At 67.0% G+C, this 20,434-nt stretch carries 18 protein-coding genes; 3 read left to right on the top strand and 15 right to left on the bottom strand.

What is annotated here, in order from left to right:
• Positions 1-78: 78 nt before the first annotated feature.
• The 12 genes from G0Q01_RS16870 to G0Q01_RS16815 form a co-directional block, all read right to left on the bottom strand.
• Positions 79-1,311, bottom strand: a complete 1,233-nt coding sequence (locus G0Q01_RS16870) for an OpgC family protein (protein ID WP_164195618.1) — start codon at positions 1,309-1,311, stop codon at positions 79-81.
• Positions 1,298-3,088: a glucans biosynthesis glucosyltransferase MdoH gene (mdoH, locus tag G0Q01_RS16865; protein ID WP_164195620.1), complete on the bottom strand. Its 1,791-nt coding sequence runs from the start codon at positions 3,086-3,088 to the stop codon at positions 1,298-1,300. The genes G0Q01_RS16870 and mdoH overlap by 14 nt, the downstream gene beginning before the upstream one ends.
• A gap of 10 nt (positions 3,089-3,098) precedes the next feature.
• Positions 3,099-3,281, bottom strand: coding sequence for a hypothetical protein (locus G0Q01_RS16860; RefSeq protein WP_164195623.1), 183 nt, complete (start codon positions 3,279-3,281; stop codon positions 3,099-3,101).
• Complete coding sequence (locus G0Q01_RS16855) at positions 3,278-4,888, bottom strand: glucan biosynthesis protein (RefSeq protein WP_370457251.1); 1,611 nt, start codon at positions 4,886-4,888, stop codon at positions 3,278-3,280. The genes G0Q01_RS16860 and G0Q01_RS16855 overlap by 4 nt, the downstream gene beginning before the upstream one ends.
• A gap of 228 nt (positions 4,889-5,116) precedes the next feature.
• Positions 5,117-5,773, bottom strand: coding sequence for an aspartate/glutamate racemase family protein (locus tag G0Q01_RS16850; protein ID WP_235940208.1), 657 nt, complete (start codon positions 5,771-5,773; stop codon positions 5,117-5,119).
• A complete protein-coding gene (locus G0Q01_RS16845) occupies positions 5,766-6,227 on the bottom strand; it encodes a RidA family protein (RefSeq protein WP_164195627.1) in 462 nt (153 codons plus the stop codon). The genes G0Q01_RS16850 and G0Q01_RS16845 overlap by 8 nt, the downstream gene beginning before the upstream one ends.
• 11 nt (positions 6,228-6,238) lie before the next feature.
• Positions 6,239-7,423 (bottom strand): amidase, encoded by a 1,185-nt coding sequence (locus G0Q01_RS16840; protein WP_164195630.1) that lies wholly within the window; start codon positions 7,421-7,423, stop codon positions 6,239-6,241.
• Between the two features lie 10 nt (positions 7,424-7,433).
• Positions 7,434-8,411, bottom strand: a complete 978-nt coding sequence (locus G0Q01_RS16835; RefSeq protein WP_164195632.1) for an ABC transporter ATP-binding protein — start codon at positions 8,409-8,411, stop codon at positions 7,434-7,436.
• Positions 8,412-8,505: 94 nt separating this feature from the next.
• On the bottom strand, positions 8,506-9,579 hold the full coding sequence (locus G0Q01_RS16830) for an ABC transporter ATP-binding protein (RefSeq protein ID WP_164195634.1): 1,074 nt from the start codon (positions 9,577-9,579) through the stop codon (positions 8,506-8,508).
• On the bottom strand, positions 9,566-10,453 hold the full coding sequence (locus G0Q01_RS16825; protein ID WP_164195636.1) for an ABC transporter permease: 888 nt from the start codon (positions 10,451-10,453) through the stop codon (positions 9,566-9,568). Before G0Q01_RS16825 ends, G0Q01_RS16830 begins: the two co-directional genes overlap by 14 nt.
• Positions 10,454-10,456: 3 nt before the next feature.
• Positions 10,457-11,410, bottom strand: coding sequence for an ABC transporter permease (locus G0Q01_RS16820; RefSeq protein WP_164195638.1), 954 nt, complete (start codon positions 11,408-11,410; stop codon positions 10,457-10,459).
• Positions 11,411-11,480: 70 nt separating this feature from the next.
• Positions 11,481-13,079 carry an ABC transporter substrate-binding protein gene (locus G0Q01_RS16815; RefSeq protein ID WP_164195641.1) on the bottom strand — a complete coding sequence of 533 codons (1,599 nt, stop codon included), beginning with the start codon at positions 13,077-13,079 and terminating at the stop codon, positions 11,481-11,483.
• 384 nt (positions 13,080-13,463) lie between these two features.
• On the opposite strand from G0Q01_RS16815, the gene G0Q01_RS16810 reads away from it, so the two are divergent.
• From G0Q01_RS16810 to G0Q01_RS16800, 3 genes are all read left to right on the top strand, one after another.
• On the top strand, positions 13,464-14,471 hold the full coding sequence (locus G0Q01_RS16810; RefSeq protein ID WP_164195777.1) for a glycosyl hydrolase family 8: 1,008 nt from the start codon (positions 13,464-13,466) through the stop codon (positions 14,469-14,471).
• Between the two features lie 141 nt (positions 14,472-14,612).
• Positions 14,613-15,782, top strand: a complete 1,170-nt coding sequence (locus G0Q01_RS16805) for an HlyD family efflux transporter periplasmic adaptor subunit (protein WP_164195643.1) — start codon at positions 14,613-14,615, stop codon at positions 15,780-15,782.
• 1 nt (position 15,783) lies between these two features.
• Positions 15,784-17,763: a glycosyltransferase gene (locus tag G0Q01_RS16800; RefSeq protein WP_164213672.1), complete on the top strand. Its 1,980-nt coding sequence runs from the start codon at positions 15,784-15,786 to the stop codon at positions 17,761-17,763.
• 19 nt (positions 17,764-17,782) lie between these two features.
• On the opposite strand, the gene G0Q01_RS16795 is transcribed toward G0Q01_RS16800, so the two are convergent.
• The 3 genes from G0Q01_RS16795 to G0Q01_RS16785 all read right to left on the bottom strand — a co-directional run bounded on the left by G0Q01_RS16795 (position 17,783) and on the right by G0Q01_RS16785 (position 20,431).
• Positions 17,783-18,352, bottom strand: a complete 570-nt coding sequence (locus tag G0Q01_RS16795; protein ID WP_164195647.1) for a hypothetical protein — start codon at positions 18,350-18,352, stop codon at positions 17,783-17,785.
• Between the two features lie 200 nt (positions 18,353-18,552).
• Positions 18,553-19,746, bottom strand: coding sequence for a 3-oxoadipyl-CoA thiolase (gene pcaF / locus G0Q01_RS16790; protein ID WP_164213671.1), 1,194 nt, complete (start codon positions 19,744-19,746; stop codon positions 18,553-18,555).
• Between the two features lies 1 nt (position 19,747).
• Entirely contained in the window at positions 19,748-20,431 is a 684-nt protein-coding gene (locus tag G0Q01_RS16785) for a 3-oxoacid CoA-transferase subunit B (RefSeq protein ID WP_203595065.1), read from the bottom strand.
• Positions 20,432-20,434: the final 3 nt, after the last annotated feature.

Below are 20,434 nucleotides of genomic sequence, written 5' to 3'. Positions count from 1 at the left end.
CGCGAGCCGGAAGGCTCAATCCAAGGAAAAAGGGGCGTGCCGCAGCCCGCCCCTTCTCCTGGTCATGAGTGCCGGTTCTCAGCTCACCCGGCGTTGATCGGGCTTTGCGACGAGCCCGCCCGGCGACTGTATCTCTCGCCGCACCGGTTTGCGCGACTGGGCCATCCAGGCGATAACAAGCATGATCACGACGCCCAGCGGCGGCAGACCCCAGCCCATCCAGGCCGACAGCGGGTTGCCCGCCATGATCACCTGAAACGCCAACGCGACGATGGTGCCGGTGCAGAAGACCAGCAGCCCCTGCTGGCCCAGCAGCCGCAGCGGTGCAGCCGCCTTGCTCGCGCAGAAGCGTGTCACGGCGGGCAGGCACGAGAGCACATAGGCCAGCGCCAGGATATTCAGAAGCCGCGGCAGGGCGACGAAGGTCTTGTCGTGGGTGGTCAGGTGGAACGGGATCCCCGCCTGGTAGAGCCGCGCCATCTGATGATTGATCACCGCGCCGAACTCGGGGATGAACTTCCAGGCCACCACCAGACCGCAGAAACCCAAGCTCGCCCAGAAGAGCGGACGGGAAACCGGCACAAAGCGCTCGCCCCGGCGCATGGCAAGGCCAGTCAGCATGCCGATGGCGAAGAGCAGCTCCCAGCTGATCGGGTTGAAGAACCAGCCGCCGGGGTTGGGGAAGTTGGGCAGGTTAAGGCGCCAGAGACCCGCGGCCATCCAGATCGCCAGCGCGGTCCAGAGCAGCGCTTTGGGCTTCCAGAGCCCCAGCAGCAGCATCGCCGGCGCGAAGAAGAGCAGCACTGAATAGGCCGGCAAGATGTTCACGTAGCCAAGCTGGTGGGTCAGAGCGGCAATGCCGAAAAGCGACTCCTCGGGGTTGGAGAACACCTGCCGCAGGTTGATCGTCTCGAGCAGCTCGGGAAGGTTGTAGATCCCCGCCCCCGCCGAGAAGATGGCGATCGCCCAGATCGTCATGAAGATATGGGCCAGATAGAGCGTCCAACTCCGCTTCCAGACGGGCAGCACGCCGTTCATCAGCCCGTGCTCGGCGCGCGCCTCGGGCGTTAGCCGCCCGGAATAGGCCAGGGCCGCGGCAAGGCCGGACATGATGAAGAACGCCTCGGCGGCATCCGAATGGGTGAAGTTGCGGATCGTCAGGTACTCGTAAGGGTTCCCCGGCACATGATCGATGAAGATCATGATCAGCGCCAGCCCGCGGAAGGCGTCGATGCGCGCATCGCGCGGACGGCGCGCGGGCGGTGTCTTCGTGCCAGGAAAGGAGACGAGCTTGTGTTCAGGCTGCTGCATGCTGTGCGCCCCTTCCGAGTCCGGGTTGCGGCAGGGGGGCCTGCGGCGTCCCGCTCCAGCGGGCGTGAATTTCGCGGAAGCTGCGCACCACCGGCGCGGGGGCCAGCTCATCGGGAGTGATGAAAAGGCTGTGCGTCAACGGGCGCGACGTCCAGGAGATCAGAACCGGTGCGAAGAGCATCGGCAGGCAGACCGGCAGCAGCCAGGGCACCAGATCGGGCGACAGCCAGGCCGTAACCGCCAGAGCCACGGCGCCGGTCGCGGTGATCCAAAGGCCCGCGCGGATGCCCTGCACCAGGGTCAACTGTCCCTCGCCGCGCTGGCTGGAGGGCCAGCCGCCGTCACGGCCGGAAAGCACCTGCAGCACGGCTTTGGTCTGGTACATCAGCATCAAGGGCGCGATGAGCGACGTCAGCGCGACCTCGGTGATCACCGACCAGAAGGCCCGCATCCCGCCTCCGAACCCGCCGACCCGGCGGGTCAGGACGCTTTCGATGAGGATCGCGAACTTGGGCATGATGAGCAGGCCGAAAATCCCGATCATCAGGGCGATCATCTCCTTGGTCCGATCGCTCGGGAAGACCGGAAACAGCAGATGCGGCTCGGGGAAGTAGTCGGGCGGCGGCGCGGTCACCGCGGCGATCACCGAGGCCACGAGGAAGCCGAACCAGAGCAGCGACACGAGATACGAGAAGATGCCCAGCACGAAGACGAAGCGACTCCAGGGCGCGAGGCCCGGCGCCGTCAGCAGCCGGATGTGCTGCAGGTTGCCCTGACACCAACGGCGGTCGCGCTTGGCAAAGGACAGCAGATTCTCGGGGCCTTCCTCGAAGGAGCCGTCGATACCGCCATCCACCTCGACCTTCCAGCCCGCGCGGGCGAGCAGCGCCGCCTCGACGTAGTCATGGCTGAGGATATGCCCGCCGAAGGGCGGCTTGCCCTGCAACTCTGGCAGACCGCAGCTCTCGGCGAAAGCTTGCACCCGCACGATGGCGTTGTGACCCCAGAACGGGCCGGTCGCCCCCTGCATGCGGGCCAGCCCGCGGGTGAAGACCGGGCCATGGAAAGCAGCGGCGAACTGCATGGCGCGGCCGAAGAAGCTGCGCCCGCCAACGATGCGCGGAAGGGTCTGCAGCAGGCCGATCTGCGTGTCGGCCTGCATCCGTGCGATCATCTGACGGATGGCGGCACCCTCCATCAGGCTGTCCGCGTCGAGGATCACAGCCAGCTCGTAGGCGCCGCCGGAGCGGCGGAAGAAATCCTCGATGTTGCCCGCCTTGCGACCGCGATTGTCCTCGCGGCGGCGGTAGAAGATGCGCCCATGCCCACCGGTCTCTTCAAGCAGACGCACGAAAGTCCGGCGCTCTTCCTCAGCCGCGGTGTCGTCGCGGGTGTCCGACAGAATGGCAACGTCCGCCGTCACCCCTGCCGCGTTGATCGAGGCGTCCATTGCGGCGATGCGCGCGAAGGTGGCCACTGGGTCCTCGTTGCAGATCGGCACGAGCACCACGGTGCGCGGCTGCGGCATCTGCATCTCGCGCGTCCCGCGCCGGCTCAGCGGCGCAAGCCCGGTGAGCGCCAGCGCAGCCCCCCAAGCCAGCCAGGCGGTGGTGACCAGGATCAGCCCGGCGCGCACGAAGTCGAAGGGTTCGACCCCGTCCTGCAGGGCAACCTCAAGCAATAGACCTGTCGCTACCCCCGCCGCGACGAGCGCGAAGGCCGCAGAGAAAAGACGGGTGGCCACAGTCATGCGGCTGGGCGAGGGCAAGACCGGCATGCGCAGGTCCTCAGGCTCTCTGGCCGGGCATCAATATGCGCGCAATCATCTCTCCCAGCGACACGCGCTCGGCGCGCGCTGCCTCGATTTCCTGCCGCGGCATGTCCATCGGCGCCTCGGGCGGAGCCCAATGCGGCATTTCGATGGCGCGAGCCTCGGCGACGTGCAGTTCCTTCATCGGTTCAGCATTCATTCCTTCACCCATTGATAAGTCCAGGTTTCGGTAAGCATACGACCATACCCTTTGAGCCCCGCCTTGAGTTCGGCGACCGCGCCGTCCGGCGCGTCGACTTCCAGAACAAGGCGCCAAGTCTCGGTCCCCGAGATTCGGCTCACTACCGCTTCGGCAATCTCAGCGTTGGCGGCACTTACTTGTGGTTCAACTTCGGCGCCAGCGGGAAGTTCCCCCAAAGTGCCGCCTTCGAAATCGATGACGAATTTCCGCCGATCGGTGTCCTGCTCGACCCCAGATATGCCGCCCCTGCCAACCCGCGTGCGCACCACGCGGGCCCGGTCGACGGCCCCGTCGCCCACCGGGGTCATGCCCCAATGCAGGCGATAGGAAAATTCCAGCGCATCCCCGGCCTTGGTCTCGGCCTTGGGGATCCAGAAAGCGACGATATTGTCGTTAGCCTCCAAATCCGAAGGGATCTCAACCAGCCGCACCGAGCCCTCGCCCCAGTCGCCAATCGGCTCCACCAGCAGCGTCGGACGCTTCTCGTAATGGGCCTGGGCGTCGAGGTAATGCTCGAACGCGCGGGTCCGCTGCACCAGCCCGAAGCGCACCGGGCTGAGCGCGCCGAAGTAAGAACTTGCCAGCCGCGGCGGGTTGTTGAGCGGGCGGAAGAAGGTCTCGCCGCCCTGGGTGGTCAGCATCAGCGCTTCGCTGTCGTGCACCGCGGGGCGGAAATCGTCGAAGTCACCCATGTCCGGCCCGCCGAAAAGGAACATCGAGGTGAGCGGCGCAATGCCGAGCTGCTGGATGTCGTTGCGCAGGAAGAGCCGCGCGGTCACGTCGATCTGCGTGTCCTCGCCGGGGCGGATCACGAAGCGGTAGGCGCCGGTGATCGAGGCACTGCCAAGCGCCGCGTAGACCGTCATGTGCTCGGCGCCCGGGCCGGGCCGTTCGAGCCAGAACTCGTTGAATCGCGGGAATTCTTCGGCCCCGGAAAGCCCGGTGTTCACCGCCAGCCCGCGGGCGCTGAGCCCGTAGGTGTTGTCGCGCCCCAAGGCGCGGAAATAGCTCGCGCCAAGGAAGGCCACCAGCTCGTCGAAGGTGTCGGCGCGGTTCAGCGGGTTGTGCAGCCGGAAGCCGGCGACGCCCGGCATCTCGGCATTTTCGGGGATCGGTGTCTCGACCGAGGAATAGTCGAAATCCGCGGTCGAGAAATGCATCAGCCGCGACTCGCCGTTGACCACCTCATGCAGGCGCACGGGCTGCTTGAACAGCCAGCCGAGGTGGAAGGCATGCAGCCGGAACGTGTCGTCCGGCAGATCCGCCCAACGGGCCTTGTCGGGGTCGAACCGGATGCGCTGGTAGCCGTCGTAGTCGAGCTCGGCAAGAAAGCCCTCGACTTGCTCGGGTTCCAGCGGGGGCGCTTTCGCGGCCTCGGCCATCTGCGCCGAGAGGATGTCGAAGGAAAAGGGGGTTGTCTCGCTCTGGGTCTGCTCGTCGGGGGCCGCGTTGGTGCCTTCTTCGGTCGTCTCCTGCGCGGCAAGGGACGTCGCGCTCAGAAGCGCGGGAACGGCGGCGGAGCCGGCAAGCTGGGCCAGGAACTGGCGTCGGTTTTGACGCGCCACGAACGCGCGTCCGGACACAACAGGACTAGAGATCGGATACTTCCGCAAATGTCTGCTCCAAGGGGTGGTACTGGGCGGGAATCTGATAGCGAGTACGGGAAAGACAACACCCCGTAATCTAAGGGGTTCCCTACAAAAGCGGGCTTTTGCTGCGCGGCGGCAAGACTCTGCCGAATCTCCGCTCATGCTGCGCTTTCGAAGGCAATCCACTGGCGGATTGCCGCAGATTCAGGCGGTTGGCAAGCGGAGTCTCGCTCGCAATTCAACTGCTGCGCGTAAAATAGGCGAAACAAGAATGCAGGGTGCGTGATCGGCGAGTCGATCGGCCGCCTCGCCCAACGGTCCGCCTCCGATGATCACCGCCTCGGCGCCGTCGCCATGCGCGCGTATCGCGGCATAAAGCAATGCATTGTCTAGCTTTTTGGGATCTTCAGACAGCGCGATCGGGTCCCCCTCGGCAAGGTAGGTCCCAAGATAACGCCCGTCGGGAGCGGCACTGTTCATCAATCGATCAATGCTTGTTTCCAGTGCAGGCGTATGGGTGACCACGGCAAAAGCGCGGCCTCCTTTCGCCGCCGCACGGGCCGCGGCGGCGCCAATGCCGATTACGGGAACCCGCAACCTCGCGGCCAGCGCCGCCTGCCCCGGATCGCCAAAGGCCGAGACGATGACCCCGGCGCACTCCGGTGCAATCTCTGCCGCCGCGACATAGGCGGCGGCCTCGGCCAGCGCCTCGGGATCGGTGATCAGCGGCGGCCCCCCTGGCGCGGTCCAGCCGCGCACCCCCGGAAGCACCCGCCCCGCGATGGCGCACATGGCGCGGGTGGTGTCGGCGTTGCTGTTGGGATTGATCAGCAGGATCGAAGGGACGCCCGTGTCACTCAAGCTCGACCGTCGCCTCGATCTCGACCAGCGCGTTCGCGGGCAACGACGTGACGTTGACGGCGGTGCGGGCGTGTCGCCCTGCCTCGCCCCAGAGATCGATGAAGAGCTGCGAGGCGCCATTGACGATCAACGGACCGTCGCCATAGCCCGGCGGCGCGGCGACAAAGCCACCCAGCCGCACCACGCTCCGAACCCGGTCGAGCGAGCCCGCGACCGCCTTGATCGAGTAGAGCAGGTTCAGCGCACACATCCGCGCCGCCGCCTGCCCCAATTTCACGTCGAAGCCTTGTGGCACCGGGCCGAAGTACTTCGGCACACCCTCCCACTCGCAGATCTGCCCCGAAAGGAACAGAAGGTTGCCGCTGATCTTGCCGGGAAGGAACAGCGCGCGCGAGGGAGCCGAGGGCGGCAGCGCCAGGCCCATCCCGGCCAGTTTGCGTTCGATTTCTGCCATGGAACTCTCCGTCAGGCCGGGACCGCAAAACCGGCGGCGATGCGGCAGGCCAGCGCGATCAGCGACAGGTCCGAGCCGCGCGGCCCGATGAGCGACAGGCCGTAGGGTGCCCCGCCCAGCCTGCCCGCCGGGAAGACCACCTGCGGCAGACCCGACAGGCCCGCGACGCAAAGCAGCCGCGCGCAGTCGTGCCGGAAGCCGTCGAACAGCTCCAGCGGCGGGTCGAGCCGGAACGGCGCGTCATGCACCGCCGGGGCGAGGATCACGCCCGACAGACCCAGCAGCGCTTCGACATGCACAGTGAAGGCGCGCCGCGCCGCCTGCCCGCCCGCGATCTCGGCCTCGGTCAGCGCCTCGGCGGCGTCGGCGCGCTGGTCGATCCCGCGCGCCAGGGGCATGGCGCTCTGGCGGATGAATGGCAGCACCCAGTCGCGCGCATCGGCGCCGAGGGTGCGCAGGAAAGCGGTGTAGGCGGCGTCGACCCCGTCAGGATAAACGCGAACCTCGCGGGCCGGAAGCTCTCCGAACCTCGCCTCCCAAAGGGCCAGCGCCTCTGGCCCGAGCTGCGCCAGCATGTCGATCGGACGCAGGAACTCCGGCACCTCGGGCAGCGGCGCGGAGCTGCCGTCCAGCAGCACAGACATCGCCCGCAGCAGCGTCTCTCCGTCACGCGCGAAAATCCCGCAGGTGTCGTAGCTTGCGGCCAGCGGCTGCGCGAGATCGAGCGGGATGCGCCCATGGGTCGGGCGGATCCCCCAGATGCCGCAGAAACTGGCCGGCGCACGGACCGAGCCGCCGGTGTCCGAACCGATGGCGATGTCGGCGAGCCCCCCGGCCACCGCGACGGCCGAGCCCGAGGACGAACCGCCGGGGATGCGGTCCGGCGCGGCGGGGTTCACCGGCGTGCCGAAGTGCATGTTCATCCCGTACATCGACCAGGCCAGCTCGTCGGTGTGGGTCTTGCCGACGAAGCGCGCGCCCGCATCGAGTAATCTCTGCGCCGCCGGCGCGGTGGCGGCACGCACCGGGCTCTCCGCCAGCCGCAGCGGACAGCCCGATCCGGTGCGGTAGCCCGCCACGTCGAAGATGTCCTTCACCGCGAGCGTGAGGTCCGCCAGCGGCCCGTCCTCGGCGCTCTCCACCTGAACCGGCTCGTAGGGCATGAAGCAGCGGTAGGGGTCGTGCTCGATCAGCATGGCTTTCCCGTCATTCGGCCGCCACGGCGGGCGCGGCCTTCACGCAGGCCACGCGTCGGCGCGGCGCGGGGGCGAAGACCGGCGGCAGCGCGGCGCGGCACTCGGCGGTGGCATGGGCGCAGCGCGGCGCAAAGGAGCAGCTGTCCGGCTTGGTCTCGAGCGACGGCGGCGCGCCGGGGATGGCGTTGAGCCGCGCGCCGCGCGCGACGTCGTGCAGGTTCGCCGCCAGAAGCCCCTGCGTGTAGGGGTGCTGCGCCGACTTGATGATCTCGGAGGTCGTCCCCTCCTCGACGATCTGTCCGGCGTACATCACGGCCACGCGCTCGGAGATCTCCACCGCCACGCCGATGTCATGGGTGACAAAGATCACCCCCATGCCGAACTCCTTCTGCAATTCGCGCAGCAGCAGCAGGATCTGGATCTGCACCGTGGCATCGAGCGCCGTCGTCGGCTCGTCGGCCAGCAGCAGCCGCGGCCGGCACGCCAGCGCGAGGGCGATCATCACCCGCTGGCGCATCCCCCCCGACAGCTCATGCGGATAGTTGTGCAGCCGCCGGTTGGCCGAGGGAATGCGCACCCGGTCGAGCATGTCGAGCGCGGTCGACATGGCGTCGGCCTTGCTGACCCCCTTGTGGCGCATTACGGACTCGGCGATCTGGTGGCCGACGGTATAGACCGGATCGAGCGCCAGCGCCGGCTCCTGAAACACCATCGAGACCTCGCCGCCCCGGTATTTCTGCAGCTTCCTGCCGGACAGGCTCAGCACATCGGTGCCGTTGACCTCGATCTTGCCTTCGATCTCGGTGCGCTTCGGCGGCAGGAGCCCCAGAAGCGCCTTCAGCGTCACCGATTTGCCCGAGCCGGACTCGCCCAAGAGCGCCAGCGTCTCGCCCTGCTCCATGCCAAGCGAGACGTCGTTGAGCGCATGCACCGTGCGCTTGCCCTTGAAGCGCAGCGTGAGGTTCTGGATGTCGAGCAGCTTGGTCATTTGCCCTCCTCCGACTGGGTCTGGGGGGTGGAGGCGGGTTGCGGCGCGGTCCAGAAGACCTCGCGCGCTTTCGTCGTGCGGCATCCTGAAAGGATCATTGCGGCACCCCCTGCCCGGCTTTCGGGTGGCCGGAGGTGGCGTCATGCAGATGGCAAGCCGTCAGGTGATCGGCCTTGCCCGCGAGCCCCATCAGCTTTGGCACCTTGCTCTTGCACACCTCGCTGACGAACCGGCAGCGGGTGTGGAAACGGCAGCCCTTGGGCGGGTCGATCGGGTTCGGCGGATCCCCGGCCAGCGGCGGCTCCTGCGTGCGGTTGTCGGGATCCATCGACGGCATCGCCGAGAACAGCGAGCGGGTGTAGGGATGCGCCTGGCTCTCCCAGATGCTGTCCACCGGCGCGACCTCGACCACCTCGCCGAGATACATCACGAGGATGCGGTCAGAGATGTAGCGCACCACGTTCAGGTCGTGGCTGATGAAGATGTAGGTCAGGCCGAACTCGCGGCGCAGGTCCGACAGCAGGTTCAGCACCTGCGCCTCGACCGACTTGTCGAGCGCAGACACGGCCTCGTCCAGCACCACCAGCCGCGGCGACATGGCAAGCGCGCGGGCGATGTTCACCCGCTGGCGCTGGCCGCCCGACAGCTCGTGCGGGTAGCGGTGGGCGAAACGGTCGGGATCGAGCCCGACGCGTGCCATCAGGCTGCGCGCCCGTCCGTTGGGATCGTCGAGCCCCTGCACCTTGGCGCCGAAGGCCACGCTGTCCTCGATGGTGAGCCGCGGGTTGAGCGAGGCATAGCTGTCCTGAAAAACCATCTGCACATCCTTGCGCAGGTCCTTCAGCGACAGCCGCTCGCCCAGCCCCTGCCCGTCGAAGATGATCTCGCCCTTGTCCTTCTCGATGAGGCCGATGAGCAGCCGCGCGGTGGTCGACTTGCCGCAACCGGACTCGCCGACGATGCCGAGCGTCTCGCCCTTCTTCACCTCGAAGGACACGCCGTCCACCGCCTGCACCATGGCCTGTGTACGGCCAAGGATGCCGCCTCGGACGGGAAAGTGCTTTTGCAGGCCCTTGACGATGACCAGAGGCTGCGCCGGCCCGCCCTTGTCGCGGCTCGCGGGCGCAGCGGTCCTGGGTTTGATAGCAGACAGGTCAGTCGCGGACATTCATCGCACTCCTCAGGCCGTCGCTCAGCAGGTTAAGACAGAGCGATGTGACAAAAATCATCACCCCCGGCAGCGCCGAGAGCCACGGGTTGATGTAGATGGCCGAGCGCAGCGTGTTCAGCATCAGCCCCCATTCGGGCTCGGGCGGGCGCACGCCGATGCCGAGGAACGACAGGCCCGCGGCAAGGATCATGCACACGCTCGTCAGCGAGGTGGCATAGACGAAGATCGGCGACAGCACGTTGCCGATCACATGCACGCGGATCACCGTCAGCGCGTTCGCCCCGGTGGCCCGCGCGGCGTCGATGTAGTCGAGCGCGCGCACCCCCGAGGTCACCGCCTCGGCGACGCGTGTGATCGGCGGGATGAAGACGATGGTCAGCGACACGAGGGAGTTGACGATCCCCGCCCCCAGCGCCCCAGAGATGGCGATCGCCAACAGCACCGAGGGGAAGGCGAAGAACACGTCCACGATGCGCATGATGATGGTGTTGGTCATGCCGCCGACATAGCCCGCGACGATCCCCAGCGCGGAGCCGATGAAGAAGGCCAGCACCACCGGCATCAGCCCGATGAAGAGCGTCAGCCGCCCGCCGTAGATCAGCCGCGCCAGCATGTCGCGGCCCTGTTCGTCGGTGCCCAGAAGGTGCCCTTCGGTGCCGAGTGGTTTCAGGCGGGCGATCATCGAGCCCTTGTAGGGGTCGGCAAGACCAAGCCAGGGCGCGAAGATCGCCGAGAGGATCAGCGCCAGCACCACCGCGAGGCAGATCATCGAGACCGGGTCGCGCACCACGCGTGCACCCACCCCGGCCCAGTAGCCCTGCGGTTTCTCGGCCCTGACGTCCTGCATGGTGTCGGTTTCGGCAAGAGCCATGGGTCAGCTCCTCTTGATGCGCGGATCGATCGCGGCCTGCGCCACGTCGACGATGAGGTTCATCGCCACAAAGAACAGGGCGAGGATGAGGATCGTGCCCTGCAGCAGCGGCAGGTCACGCTGGAAGATGGCGTTCGACAGAAGGAACCCCGAGCCCGGCCAGTTGAACACCGTCTCAATGAGGATCGAGCCGCCCAGCAGGTAGCCCAGCTGCAGCCCCATGACCGACAGCGCCGTGGCGGCGGCGTTGCGCGCCACGTGGCGCAGCACGTCGCCGCGGCTCATGCCCTTGGCATAAAGCGCCTGCACGAAGTCCTGCGTCAGGATGTCTCCGGCGAGCGCGCGCACGGTGCGGGCGACGATGCCGATGGGCACCACGGCCAGCGTCACGGCGGGCAGGATCAGGTGGCGCATGTGCAGCCAGTCCCAAGCCCAGCTCTGCGAGCCGCCCGGCCCGGCGCCCATCGAGGGCAGCCAGCCGAGGTTCACGGAAAAGATGATGACCAGCACGATGCCGAGCCAGTAGTTCGGCACCGACACGCCGGTGATCGACAGCGCGGTGACCGCGCGATCCAGCAGCGTGTCGCGGAAATAGCCCGCGAGAAAGCCGAGGAAAATGCCGATCGGGAAGGCGATGACCGCGGCCGAGACGGCCAGCAGCAGCGAGTTCTGCACCGCACCGAAGACCTCCTGCGCGACCGGGCGACCGGTGGCGATGGACTTGCCCATGTCGCCCTGCACGAGGTTGCCGATCCAGATCGCGTATTGGATGGGAAGCGGCTTATCGAGCCCATAGGCCGCGCGCATGGCGGCCTGTTCCTCGGCGGTGGCGTCGACGGGCATGATGGCTGTGAGCGGATCGCCGGGGGCGATCTGCACCAGAAGGAAACAGATGACCGACACCCCGAAGGCCACGGGCAGCACGAGGATGAGGCGGCGGAGAAAGTAGCTGAGCACGGGTGGTGGTCCCTGGCTGGAAGTGATCCCCGCCGCAACGCGCGCGGCGGGGGATGGGCCTGGCGGGGCCTTACTCTTCGATCGTGATCGACGAGAAGTTCTGGTACCAGTTCTGGGCCTGCACGAAGCCCTTCACCTTCGGCGCCATGGCGCGCGGGGCGACGTCATGGGTGACCATCAGGAAGAGCGCGTCATCGACGTATTTCTCATGCGTCTTGCGCAGCACCTCGTCCTGGGCTTCGGGGTCGAAGGTGGTCTTGATCTGCGAGAAAAGCTCCTGCATCTCGGGGTCGCTGTAGTGGCCCCAGTTGGTGCCGTTGGGCGCGATCAGGTTCTCGTCGAGGTGACGGATCAGGCCGGTGAACGGGTCCTGGATGAAGTAGGTGAAGTTGATCGACATGGCGCCGTCCACCGCAGGATCGGCCGCGCCGGCACGCCACAGGTTGATCATCTGGTTCCACTCGACGACCATGAACTCGACGTCGATCCAGATCTCGGCAAGGCTCTGCTGGACATATTCGTTCATCGGCAGCGGCAGCATCTGGCCCGAACCCGAGGGCGAGATCAGCGCCTTGACCTTCAGGTGGTTGTCGGGACCGTAGCCCGCCTCTTCCATCAGCGCCTTGGCGGCCTCGAGGTCATATTTCACCTCGAAGCTCGGATTGCCGAACCACTGCGAACTCGGCGGCAGGAAGCCCTTGGCCGGAACCATGAGCCCACCCAGCAGCGGCATCATGCCCTCGCGGTCGATGGCGAGGTTGGCGGCCTTGCGCACACGGATGTCGTTCCAGGGCGAGCCTTCGAGGCGCGACAGGTGCCAGGTCCAGTTGTGCGGATAGGCGTTCGAGGAAATGACGAAACCGTTGCCTTCCATCGCCGGGATGGTGTCGGGCGCCGGGGCCTCGATCCAGTCGACCTGCCCCGAGAGCAGCGCGGCAGAGCGGGCGTTGGGCTCGGGCAGCGGGATCAGCACCATCTTGTCGAGCTTGGGGATGCGAGTCTCGTCCCAGTAATCGGCAAAGGGCACCATCTCGGCGCGCTCGCGCGGGACGAAGGTTTCCAGCTTCCAGGGACCGGTGCCCGAGGGGCTGCCCGCAACCTTCTCCCAGTCCTTGTCCATGGCTTCCCAGTTGGCCTTGGACGACATCAGGATCCAGGTCATCTGGTAAGGCAGCGTGGCGTCGGGCTCCTTGGTGGTGATCACCAGCGTTTGGTCGTCCACCGCTTCGTAGGAGGCCACGGCGGGGATGCGCGACTTGCCCTGTGCCGCCTGGCGCGGGTCATACTGCTCGGAGCTCTCGTCGAGGATCTTGTCGAGGTTCCACACCACGTCGGCGGCGGTGAAGGGCGCACCGTCGTGGAAGGTCACCCCCTCGCGCAGCTTGAAGGTCCACTTGGTCTTGTCCTCGGCGTCCACCGACCACTCGGTGGCGAGGCCAGGGATCAGCACCGACGGCTTGTCGGCGCTGGTGAGATCCCATTCGATCAGCGAGTCATAGACGGTGTAGCCCATGAAGCGCATGCCCTCGCCGCCCTGGTCGGTCTGACCGGTGGTGAGGGGGATGTCGGCCGCGGTCATGCCGACGCGCAGCGTGCCCTGCGCCAGTGCGGCACCGGCCATGGTGGCAGCGACGGCGAGCGCCGCGATACCTGCTTTCAGACGAAGCATTGGAACCTCCGAGATTTCCCTGTTGCACGGCCCGGCTTTTCTGTGCTGCCGGTCCCCGGATCATTTGACGCGACCACCCGGGCTTTTTGCAGGGGCCGTGGCGGTTCAGGGCAAAGCGACCGCCAACAATTGCAAAAGTCGCCCACAAAAAATGCAAACAAACCCCGCGCGCTCAGGAAAAGGGCGGCGCGAAATCGTATTTGTACGAATAAACTCGCCTCTGCCGGTCGAAGGAACCCGTTGCGGATTAGCCTCACGCCATGGTGGAACGTCACAGGTTCTGCTCGCGTAAACTTTGGGAATGGGGCAGAAGACGGCTAATTATCAGTCATATGCTTCCCGGAAGCCGAAAGACGATAGCGAGTGATCAACAGACGCCAAATGATGTCCGGAGCCGCAGCCCTGCTTGCGACCGGGCTCCCGGCCGAGGCCGCCCCCCTGGATCCGGGGCAATGCTGGCGCTTCTGGCGCGCGCGGTTCGTTCAGCCCGACGGGCGCGTGGTGGATGATCTGCAGAACGCCACGAGCCACTCCGAGGGTCAGGGATACGGGCTTCTGCTGGCACAGGCCCATGGCGACGAGCGCACCTTCCGCAATATCGAGGAATGGACCGACCACAACTTGGCCATTCGCCAGGACAACCTCATGGCGTGGCAGTGGATTCCGCGCCGGCGCGACAATATCGACGACTGGCACAATGCCACCGATGGCGACCTGTTCCGGGCCTGGGCGCTGCTGCGCGCCGCGCGGGACAGCGGTTGGTGGGAATACCGCGACAAGGCCATCGCGATTGCCCGCGACATCTCGGCACTCTGCCTTGCGCCCGATCCGCGCGCACCCGGGGAGTTGCTGCTCAAGCCCGGCGCCGAATCCCGCGCCACCCCCGAAAGGGTGCTCTTCAACCCTTCCTACATCATGTCCCGCGCCCTGCGCGAGCTGGGCTACGCCGCCGACGACGACCGGCTGATCCGCGCCGCCGATCACGGCGAGACGGTGCTCGCCGAACTCTCGCGCGAGTCGGTGATGCCCGACTGGATCGACGTGACGCCGGGCGGCTTCGACGCCCCGCAGGAGCACGAGCTGCGCTCAAGCTATGACGCGCTGCGCATTCCACTCTATCTCAGCTGGTCCGGGCGCAATGGCAATCCGGCGGTGAGCCATGTGCTCGACCGGCTGGAAAGCGCGGGCGCGCCGGGCAAGCTCGCGGTGAGCGTGGATGCCGCCGGAGGCCTCCGGGACCTTTCCGACCATGCGGGCTACCTTGCGATCCTCGCCCTCGGCCGCTGCGGTCCGCTGCCCGAGATCACAACCCAGGATACGGCGCAATCCTACTATCCTGCCACCCTGCAGCTTCTTGCCCACCTCGCCAACAGGGAACAGCGTCACTGCTGACCGCCCTGTTCGGGCCACAATCTGACGCTAGGACACCGTCGGCGCGCGCCGACGGTCAATAAGCCGTGCAACTGCTTGCACCTCGGAACGGGCTGCGGTGTTATGCCCTTGAAGCAGGCACCAAAAAAACGCGAGCAGGACATGAAGTACACCCGCCTCATCATCGGCGTCGCCGCCATTCTTGTCACGCTCTGGGTCATCATCGGTGAACAGATGACCGCTGCCAGCGCCAACGCCGTGGTCAACGCGCCGGTCGCGACACTGCGCAGCCCGATCGCCGGAACCCTCGAACTGCAGGCCCATGCACTTGGCGCGCGCCTTTCGCAAAACGAGCTGCTCGCAACGGTGACCGACACGCGCGCCGACACGACGCGCCTCGCCGACCTGCAACTCGAGCTCGAAACGCTGGACGCCGGGATCAACCGCATTCAGGCACAGATCGCGGCGCTCAGCAGGGAGCGCGACACGCTGCTGCAGCGCAGCGAGACTTTCACAAAGGCGCGCCTCGCCGAGCTTGAGGCCGAGCTTGCCGAAGCGCGGATCCGGCGAGACCTCCTGCAGCGCGGCGACGCCTACGCAAGCACCGCCCCCGGTGGCGAGGCAACCTTCGATGAAAGCGGTCGCGCCGGCACGCCGCACGCCTCAGCCCTTGCGCTCTCGCATGCCCGCGAGCGGGTCGAGACCCTGCAGATCGCGCGCGACGCCCTGCAGCAGGGGGTCTTCCTTGGCGACGGCTACAACGACGCCCCCTTCTCCGAACAGCGCCGGATCCAGCTCGACGCGCAAATCGCCGAGCTCGGGCTCGCCCGCAGCGAGGCGAGCGCAAAAACGGCGGCGCTCGAACGCCGCATCACCCGCGCCCGCCAGACGCAGGGCCTCGAGTCGCGCAGCGAACTGCGCGCGCCCGCCGCCGATATGCTCTATTGGGAGACCCTCCAGGCCGATGCCGTCACCGTGCAGCGCGGCGATCCGCTGATCCGCGTCGTGGACTGCGGGCAGAGCATCATCACCCTGTCGGTGACCGAGCGCGTCTTCAACACGCTGCGCGTCGGTCAGGACGCCAGCTTCCGCTTCACCGGCCAGTCCCACGTCTATCCCGCCACCGTGGGGCGGCTCGCGGGAAGCGGCGCGCGCAGCATCTATGCCAATCTCGCCGTCGCACCGAGCGAGAAGCACCTCGAGCGCTTCGACGTCACCCTGCTGGCACCCGACCTGAACGCCGACCCTGAGCTCGGCTGCGCCATCGGACGCACCGGGCGCGCCTTCTTCGACGGCCGTCCGCTCGACCTCTTCCGCCACTGGTTCAACTGACGTGGCGCCCTTCCCGCACCTTGGCGAGCTCGGCTCGAGCAGTGCCTACCTTCTGCTGGTGGCGGGGGTCGGGCTCGTGCTGCCCTTCGTCGTCAACCCGGACCGGACCCGCGACCGCGCGCTGCTCTTCGGAGTCGCCGGCATCTTCGCGATCCGCTACGCCTGGTGGCGCGGCACCGAGACGCTGGCGCCTCCGGGGCTGACCATCGACGCGGTGATGAGCTACGCGCTCTACGCGCTCGAGATGCTCACCCTCGTCGGCTCCCTCAGTGCCTTTCTCATCCTCGCCCGCGTCAAGCAACGCGGCGCCGAGGCGACGGAGCACCTCGGCTGGTGGGGCGAGACCGAGCCCAAGGTGGCGGTGATGATCGCCACCTACAACGAGGATCGCGATATTCTCGAGCGCACGATCATCGGCGCCAAGTCGCTGCGACACAGCAACACGGAAGTCATCATCCTCGATGACAACCGGCGGGACTGGCTGCGCGACTACTGCATCGAGCAAAAGGTGCGCTACATGCGCCGGCCCGACAACAAGGGCTCGAAGGCCGGCAACATCAACCACGCGCTTGATCGGCTCGCCGAGGATCCCGAGCCGCCGCAGTTCATTGCCGTGCTCGACGCGGATTTCGTGCCGCACCGGGGCTTCCTGTCGCGCTCCCTGGCGCTGTTCCACGATCCGACCGTGGGGCTGGTGCAGACCCCCCAGCATTTCTTCAACGCGGATCCGATCCAGCACAACCTCGGGCTCAGCGCCTCCTATCCCGATGAGCAGCGCTTTTTCTTCGACCACATGCAGGCCTCGCGCGATGCCTGGGACATCGCCATTTGCTGCGGCACCTCGTCGGTCTGCCGCTGGGAGGCGGTGCGCAGCATCGGTGGCTTCCCGACCGAGAGCATCACCGAGGACTTCATGCTCACCATCGCGCTGCAGAACGAAGGCTGGCGCTCGATTTATCTCAACGAGCCGCTGACCGAGGGGCTCGCGCCGGAAGGACTCAAGGAGTACGTCACCCAACGCGCCCGCTGGTGCCTGGGTCTGATGCAGATCGCCCGCTCCTCCGTGGGCCCGTTCAGCAAGGCCAACCTGCGCCTGCGCGACCGCTGGAGCGTGATCGACTCGGTGTTCTTCTGGGCCACCAGCTTTCCGTTCCGCATCGCCGCGGTCGTCTTCCCGCTGCTCTACTGGTTCTTCGGGATCACCGTCGTGGACGCGCGGCTCGCCGACGTGCTGGTCTACTTCGGCCCCTATTACGTCTGGGTCACCATGGTGATGAACCTGCTGTCGCGCGGGCTGATGATCCCCATCATGCACGACGTCAGCCAGCTCATCGGCGCAATCCCGATCACCCGCGCCGCCTACGCCGGGCTGTTCCGCCCCAAGGGGCACAAGTTCTCGGTGACGGCCAAGGGCGGCGACCGCTCGCGCGTGGTGGTGCAGTGGCGGTTGATGATGCCCTTCGCGATCGCGCTGGGGCTCAGCATCGTCGGGCTGTGCCTCGGCATCTTCAGCGACAGATTCGCGATGAACGATGCCGGCGACGGCAAATGGGTCATCCTGTTCTGGACGCTCTACAACATGGTCGTTCTGGCGGTCACCTGCTTCACCTGCGTCGAGCTTCCGCGCTCGGAAACCCATATGGCCGACAAGCCCGAGCGGGTCACCTTCAGCGCAGGCGGCGAGACGCAGGAGTTCTGGCTGTCCTCGCTGACGCTCGACACCGCCCGGCTGCGCGGCAAGCCCTACCCGCCTCAGACGCGGGGCGTGCTGCACCTGCCCGACGTCGGCGACCTCGAGGCCTATGTGATTGCGCCCACCACCGACGGCGCGCGGCTGCAACTCGTGCCGACCGAGGAGCAGCGAGAGGCGCTCTTCGTGCGCTTCTACGCCGAGGGCGACGCGCCGGGGGTGGTCAGCACCCGCGTCTCGGCGGTGCTCTCCGACATCGCACGCCGCATCAGCTTCGGCCTGCCCGGCTGAGCACGGCTGGCGGGGAACCTCAGAAGGTGTTCACCGAGAAGCCGATGAAGAACTCCTCGGACTCGAAGCGGTAGCCGGCGCGGAAGCTCACCGGTCCGTCATAATGCTTGGTCAACGCCAGAGTCGTGTCGCTGTAGCTGTCGCTGCCGCCGGTCGAAAGTTCTGTGCCAAAACCCGTTTCTCCCCAACCGCTCGAGGCCAGCAGGAACCAGCTGTTGTCGATGCTGTTGACCTCGGCGAGATAGTAGAACGACCCCCAGTCGGTGGCCATCCAGCGATCGAGCGAGGCGCGTACCCCCAGCTCGTAGCTGTCTTCCTCGCCATCCTTGAAGACAGCGCCCAGGGCCGGGCCGACCTTGAAGTTGGCGCCGAAGGGCGTGTCGAAGCCGTAGAGCACGCTGCCGACCACCGAATAGCCGCCGTCCCAATGGCTCACGATGCCGCCGTAGTTGAGCCGATCCCGGGTCACTGCCAGCACCGCACCGGCGGTGGTATTGGCCTGTTCGATCTGCACGAAGGTGCCATCGGCAAGCGCGGCAAGCGGGCTGAGGGCAAGCGCTGCCGCGCCGAGGGAGGCGGTGATCTTCATGGCTGGGTCCGTTTTCCTGAAACTGCTCCCCGGATCTGTGCCCGGCTTGACGCGAGATTTGCAAGGCAAGCCCGGCGATGCAAGAGGCGGGGGCGGACAGCCCCGGCGCGTGACGCACCTGCGAGGGGCGCCGCACCATTGCAGAGGGGCGGAGGTATCCCCCGCCCCTCGCTATCTCTCTCAAACCCGGGCCGCTCCGCTCACGCGCCTTCGAGCGCGATCGCAATGCCCTGGCCGACGCCGATGCACATGGTCGCAAGCGCCTTCTGGCCTGCCTTCAGCTCCAGCGCGGCAGTGCCGGTGATGCGCGCGCCCGACATGCCGAGCGGATGGCCAAGCGCGATGGCGCCGCCGTTGGGGTTCACCCGCGCGTCGTCATCGGCAATGCCCAGATCGCGCAGCGTGGCGAGCCCCTGCGAGGCAAAGGCCTCGTTCAGCTCGATCACGTCGAAGGCGTCCTGCGTCAGCCCAAGCCGCGCCATCAGCTTCTTCGAGGCCGGCGCAGGACCGAAGCCCATGATGCGCGGCTCGACACCCGCCGTGGCCCCGCCAAGGATGCGCGCGATCGGTGTCAGCCCGTGCGCCTTCACCGCCGCTTCTGAAGCGACGATGAGCGCCGCGGCGCCGTCGTTCACGCCCGAGGCGTTGCCCGCAGTCACCGACCCGCCCTCGCGGAACGGCGTCGGCAGCTTGGCCAGCTTCTCGAGCGAGGTCTGGCGCGGGTGCTCGTCGGTATCGACGACCAGCGGATCGCCCTTGCGCTGCGGGATGGTCACCGGGGTGATCTCCTGCGCAAGACGGCCATTGGCCTGCGCGGCAGCCGCCTTCTCCTGCGAGCGCATTGCGAAGGCGTCCTGATCCTCGCGCGAGATGCCGAACTCTTCGGCGACGTTCTCGCCGGTCTCGGGCATGCTATCCACGCCGTATTGCGCCTTCAGCGCCTTGTTGACGAAGCGCCAGCCGATGGTCGTATCGTAGATCTCGGCATTGCGCGAAAAGGCCGAAGTGGCCTTCGGCATGACGAAGGGCGCGCGGCTCATGCTCTCGACACCGCCCGCGATCGCCAGCTCGATCTCGCCCGCCTTGATGGCGCGCGCCGCCGCGATGATCGCGTCCATGCCCGAGCCGCACAGGCGGTTGAGCGTGGTGCCCGGCACGGAGACCGGCAGACCCGCCAGCAGCGCCGACATGCGCGCGACGTTGCGGTTGTCTTCGCCCGCCTGGTTGGCGCAGCCAAAGTAGACCTCGTCCACCGCCGACCAGTCGATGTCGTGCTTGGCCATCAGCGCCTTCAGCGGGATGGCCCCCAGATCGTCGGCGCGCACCGACGAGAGCGCGCCGCCGAAGCGGCCGATGGGCGTGCGGATGTAGGAACAGATATAGGCGTCGGTCATCTCAGAGCTCCGGGCAGATCAGGTCGGCGACCTCGCCCTCGACATGCAGCGGGGCACCGGTGAGGGCCTGCAGCTCGTCAAAGGAAATGGCGGGGATCTTCTCGCGCAGGACGAACTTGCCGCCCTCCACGTCGACCACGGCCAGCGAGGTGTAGATGCGGGTGACGCAGCCCACGCCGGTCAGCGGCAGGGTGCAGCTGGCGACCAGCTTCGGCGCGCCCTTCTTGGTCACGTGGTCGGTCAGCACCGCCACGCGCTTGGCGCTCTGCACCAGATCCATCGCGCCGCCGACGGCCGGCACGCCGCCCCGGCCCGTGGACCAGTTGGCAAGATCGCCGGTCTGCGCGATCTCGTAGGCGCCGAGGATGGCCACATCGAGGTGGCCGCCGCGCACCATGGCAAAGCTGTCGGCATGGTGGAAGAAGGCCGTGCCGGGCTTGATGGTGATCGCCTTCTTGCCGGCGTTGATGCAGTCCCAGTCCTCCTCGCCCGGCTTCGGCGCCTCGCCGAAGTCGAGCACGCCGTTCTCGGTGTGGAAGATCGCCTGCTTGCCCTCGGGCTGGAACTTGGCGACCATTTCCGGGAAGCCGATGCCGAGGTTGACGTAGGCGCCATCCTCGATGTCCTGCGCCGCGCGCCAGGCGATCTGGGCGTTGCTGAGCTTGATGCTGTCGATGTCGGTCATGGT

Source organism: Salipiger sp. PrR007 (assembly GCF_010499845.1).
Lineage (GTDB): Bacteria > Pseudomonadota > Alphaproteobacteria > Rhodobacterales > Rhodobacteraceae > Salipiger > Salipiger pacificus_A.
Note: the sequence above shows the minus strand (reverse complement) of the source record. Positions and strands in the feature narration are given on the sequence as shown.

Coding starts and splice junctions, on each gene's coding strand:
- G0Q01_RS16870 (WP_164195618.1), bottom strand. CDS start 1,311: ATGCAGCAGCCTGAACACAAGCTCGTCTCCTTTCCTGGCACGAAGACA.
- mdoH (WP_164195620.1), bottom strand. CDS start 3,088: ATGCCGGTCTTGCCCTCGCCCAGCCGCATGACTGTGGCCACCCGTCTT.
- G0Q01_RS16860 (WP_164195623.1), bottom strand. CDS start 3,281: ATGAATGCTGAACCGATGAAGGAACTGCACGTCGCCGAGGCTCGCGCC.
- G0Q01_RS16845 (WP_164195627.1), bottom strand. CDS start 6,227: ATGGCAGAAATCGAACGCAAACTGGCCGGGATGGGCCTGGCGCTGCCG.
- G0Q01_RS16840 (WP_164195630.1), bottom strand. CDS start 7,423: ATGCTGATCGAGCACGACCCCTACCGCTGCTTCATGCCCTACGAGCCG.
- G0Q01_RS16835 (WP_164195632.1), bottom strand. CDS start 8,411: ATGACCAAGCTGCTCGACATCCAGAACCTCACGCTGCGCTTCAAGGGC.
- G0Q01_RS16830 (WP_164195634.1), bottom strand. CDS start 9,579: ATGTCCGCGACTGACCTGTCTGCTATCAAACCCAGGACCGCTGCGCCC.
- G0Q01_RS16825 (WP_164195636.1), bottom strand. CDS start 10,453: ATGGCTCTTGCCGAAACCGACACCATGCAGGACGTCAGGGCCGAGAAA.
- G0Q01_RS16815 (WP_164195641.1), bottom strand. CDS start 13,079: ATGCTTCGTCTGAAAGCAGGTATCGCGGCGCTCGCCGTCGCTGCCACC.
- G0Q01_RS16810 (WP_164195777.1), top strand. CDS start 13,464: ATGTCCGGAGCCGCAGCCCTGCTTGCGACCGGGCTCCCGGCCGAGGCC.
- G0Q01_RS16805 (WP_164195643.1), top strand. CDS start 14,613: ATGAAGTACACCCGCCTCATCATCGGCGTCGCCGCCATTCTTGTCACG.
- G0Q01_RS16795 (WP_164195647.1), bottom strand. CDS start 18,352: ATGAAGATCACCGCCTCCCTCGGCGCGGCAGCGCTTGCCCTCAGCCCG.
- pcaF (WP_164213671.1), bottom strand. CDS start 19,746: ATGACCGACGCCTATATCTGTTCCTACATCCGCACGCCCATCGGCCGC.
- G0Q01_RS16785 (WP_203595065.1), bottom strand. CDS start 20,431: ATGACCGACATCGACAGCATCAAGCTCAGCAACGCCCAGATCGCCTGG.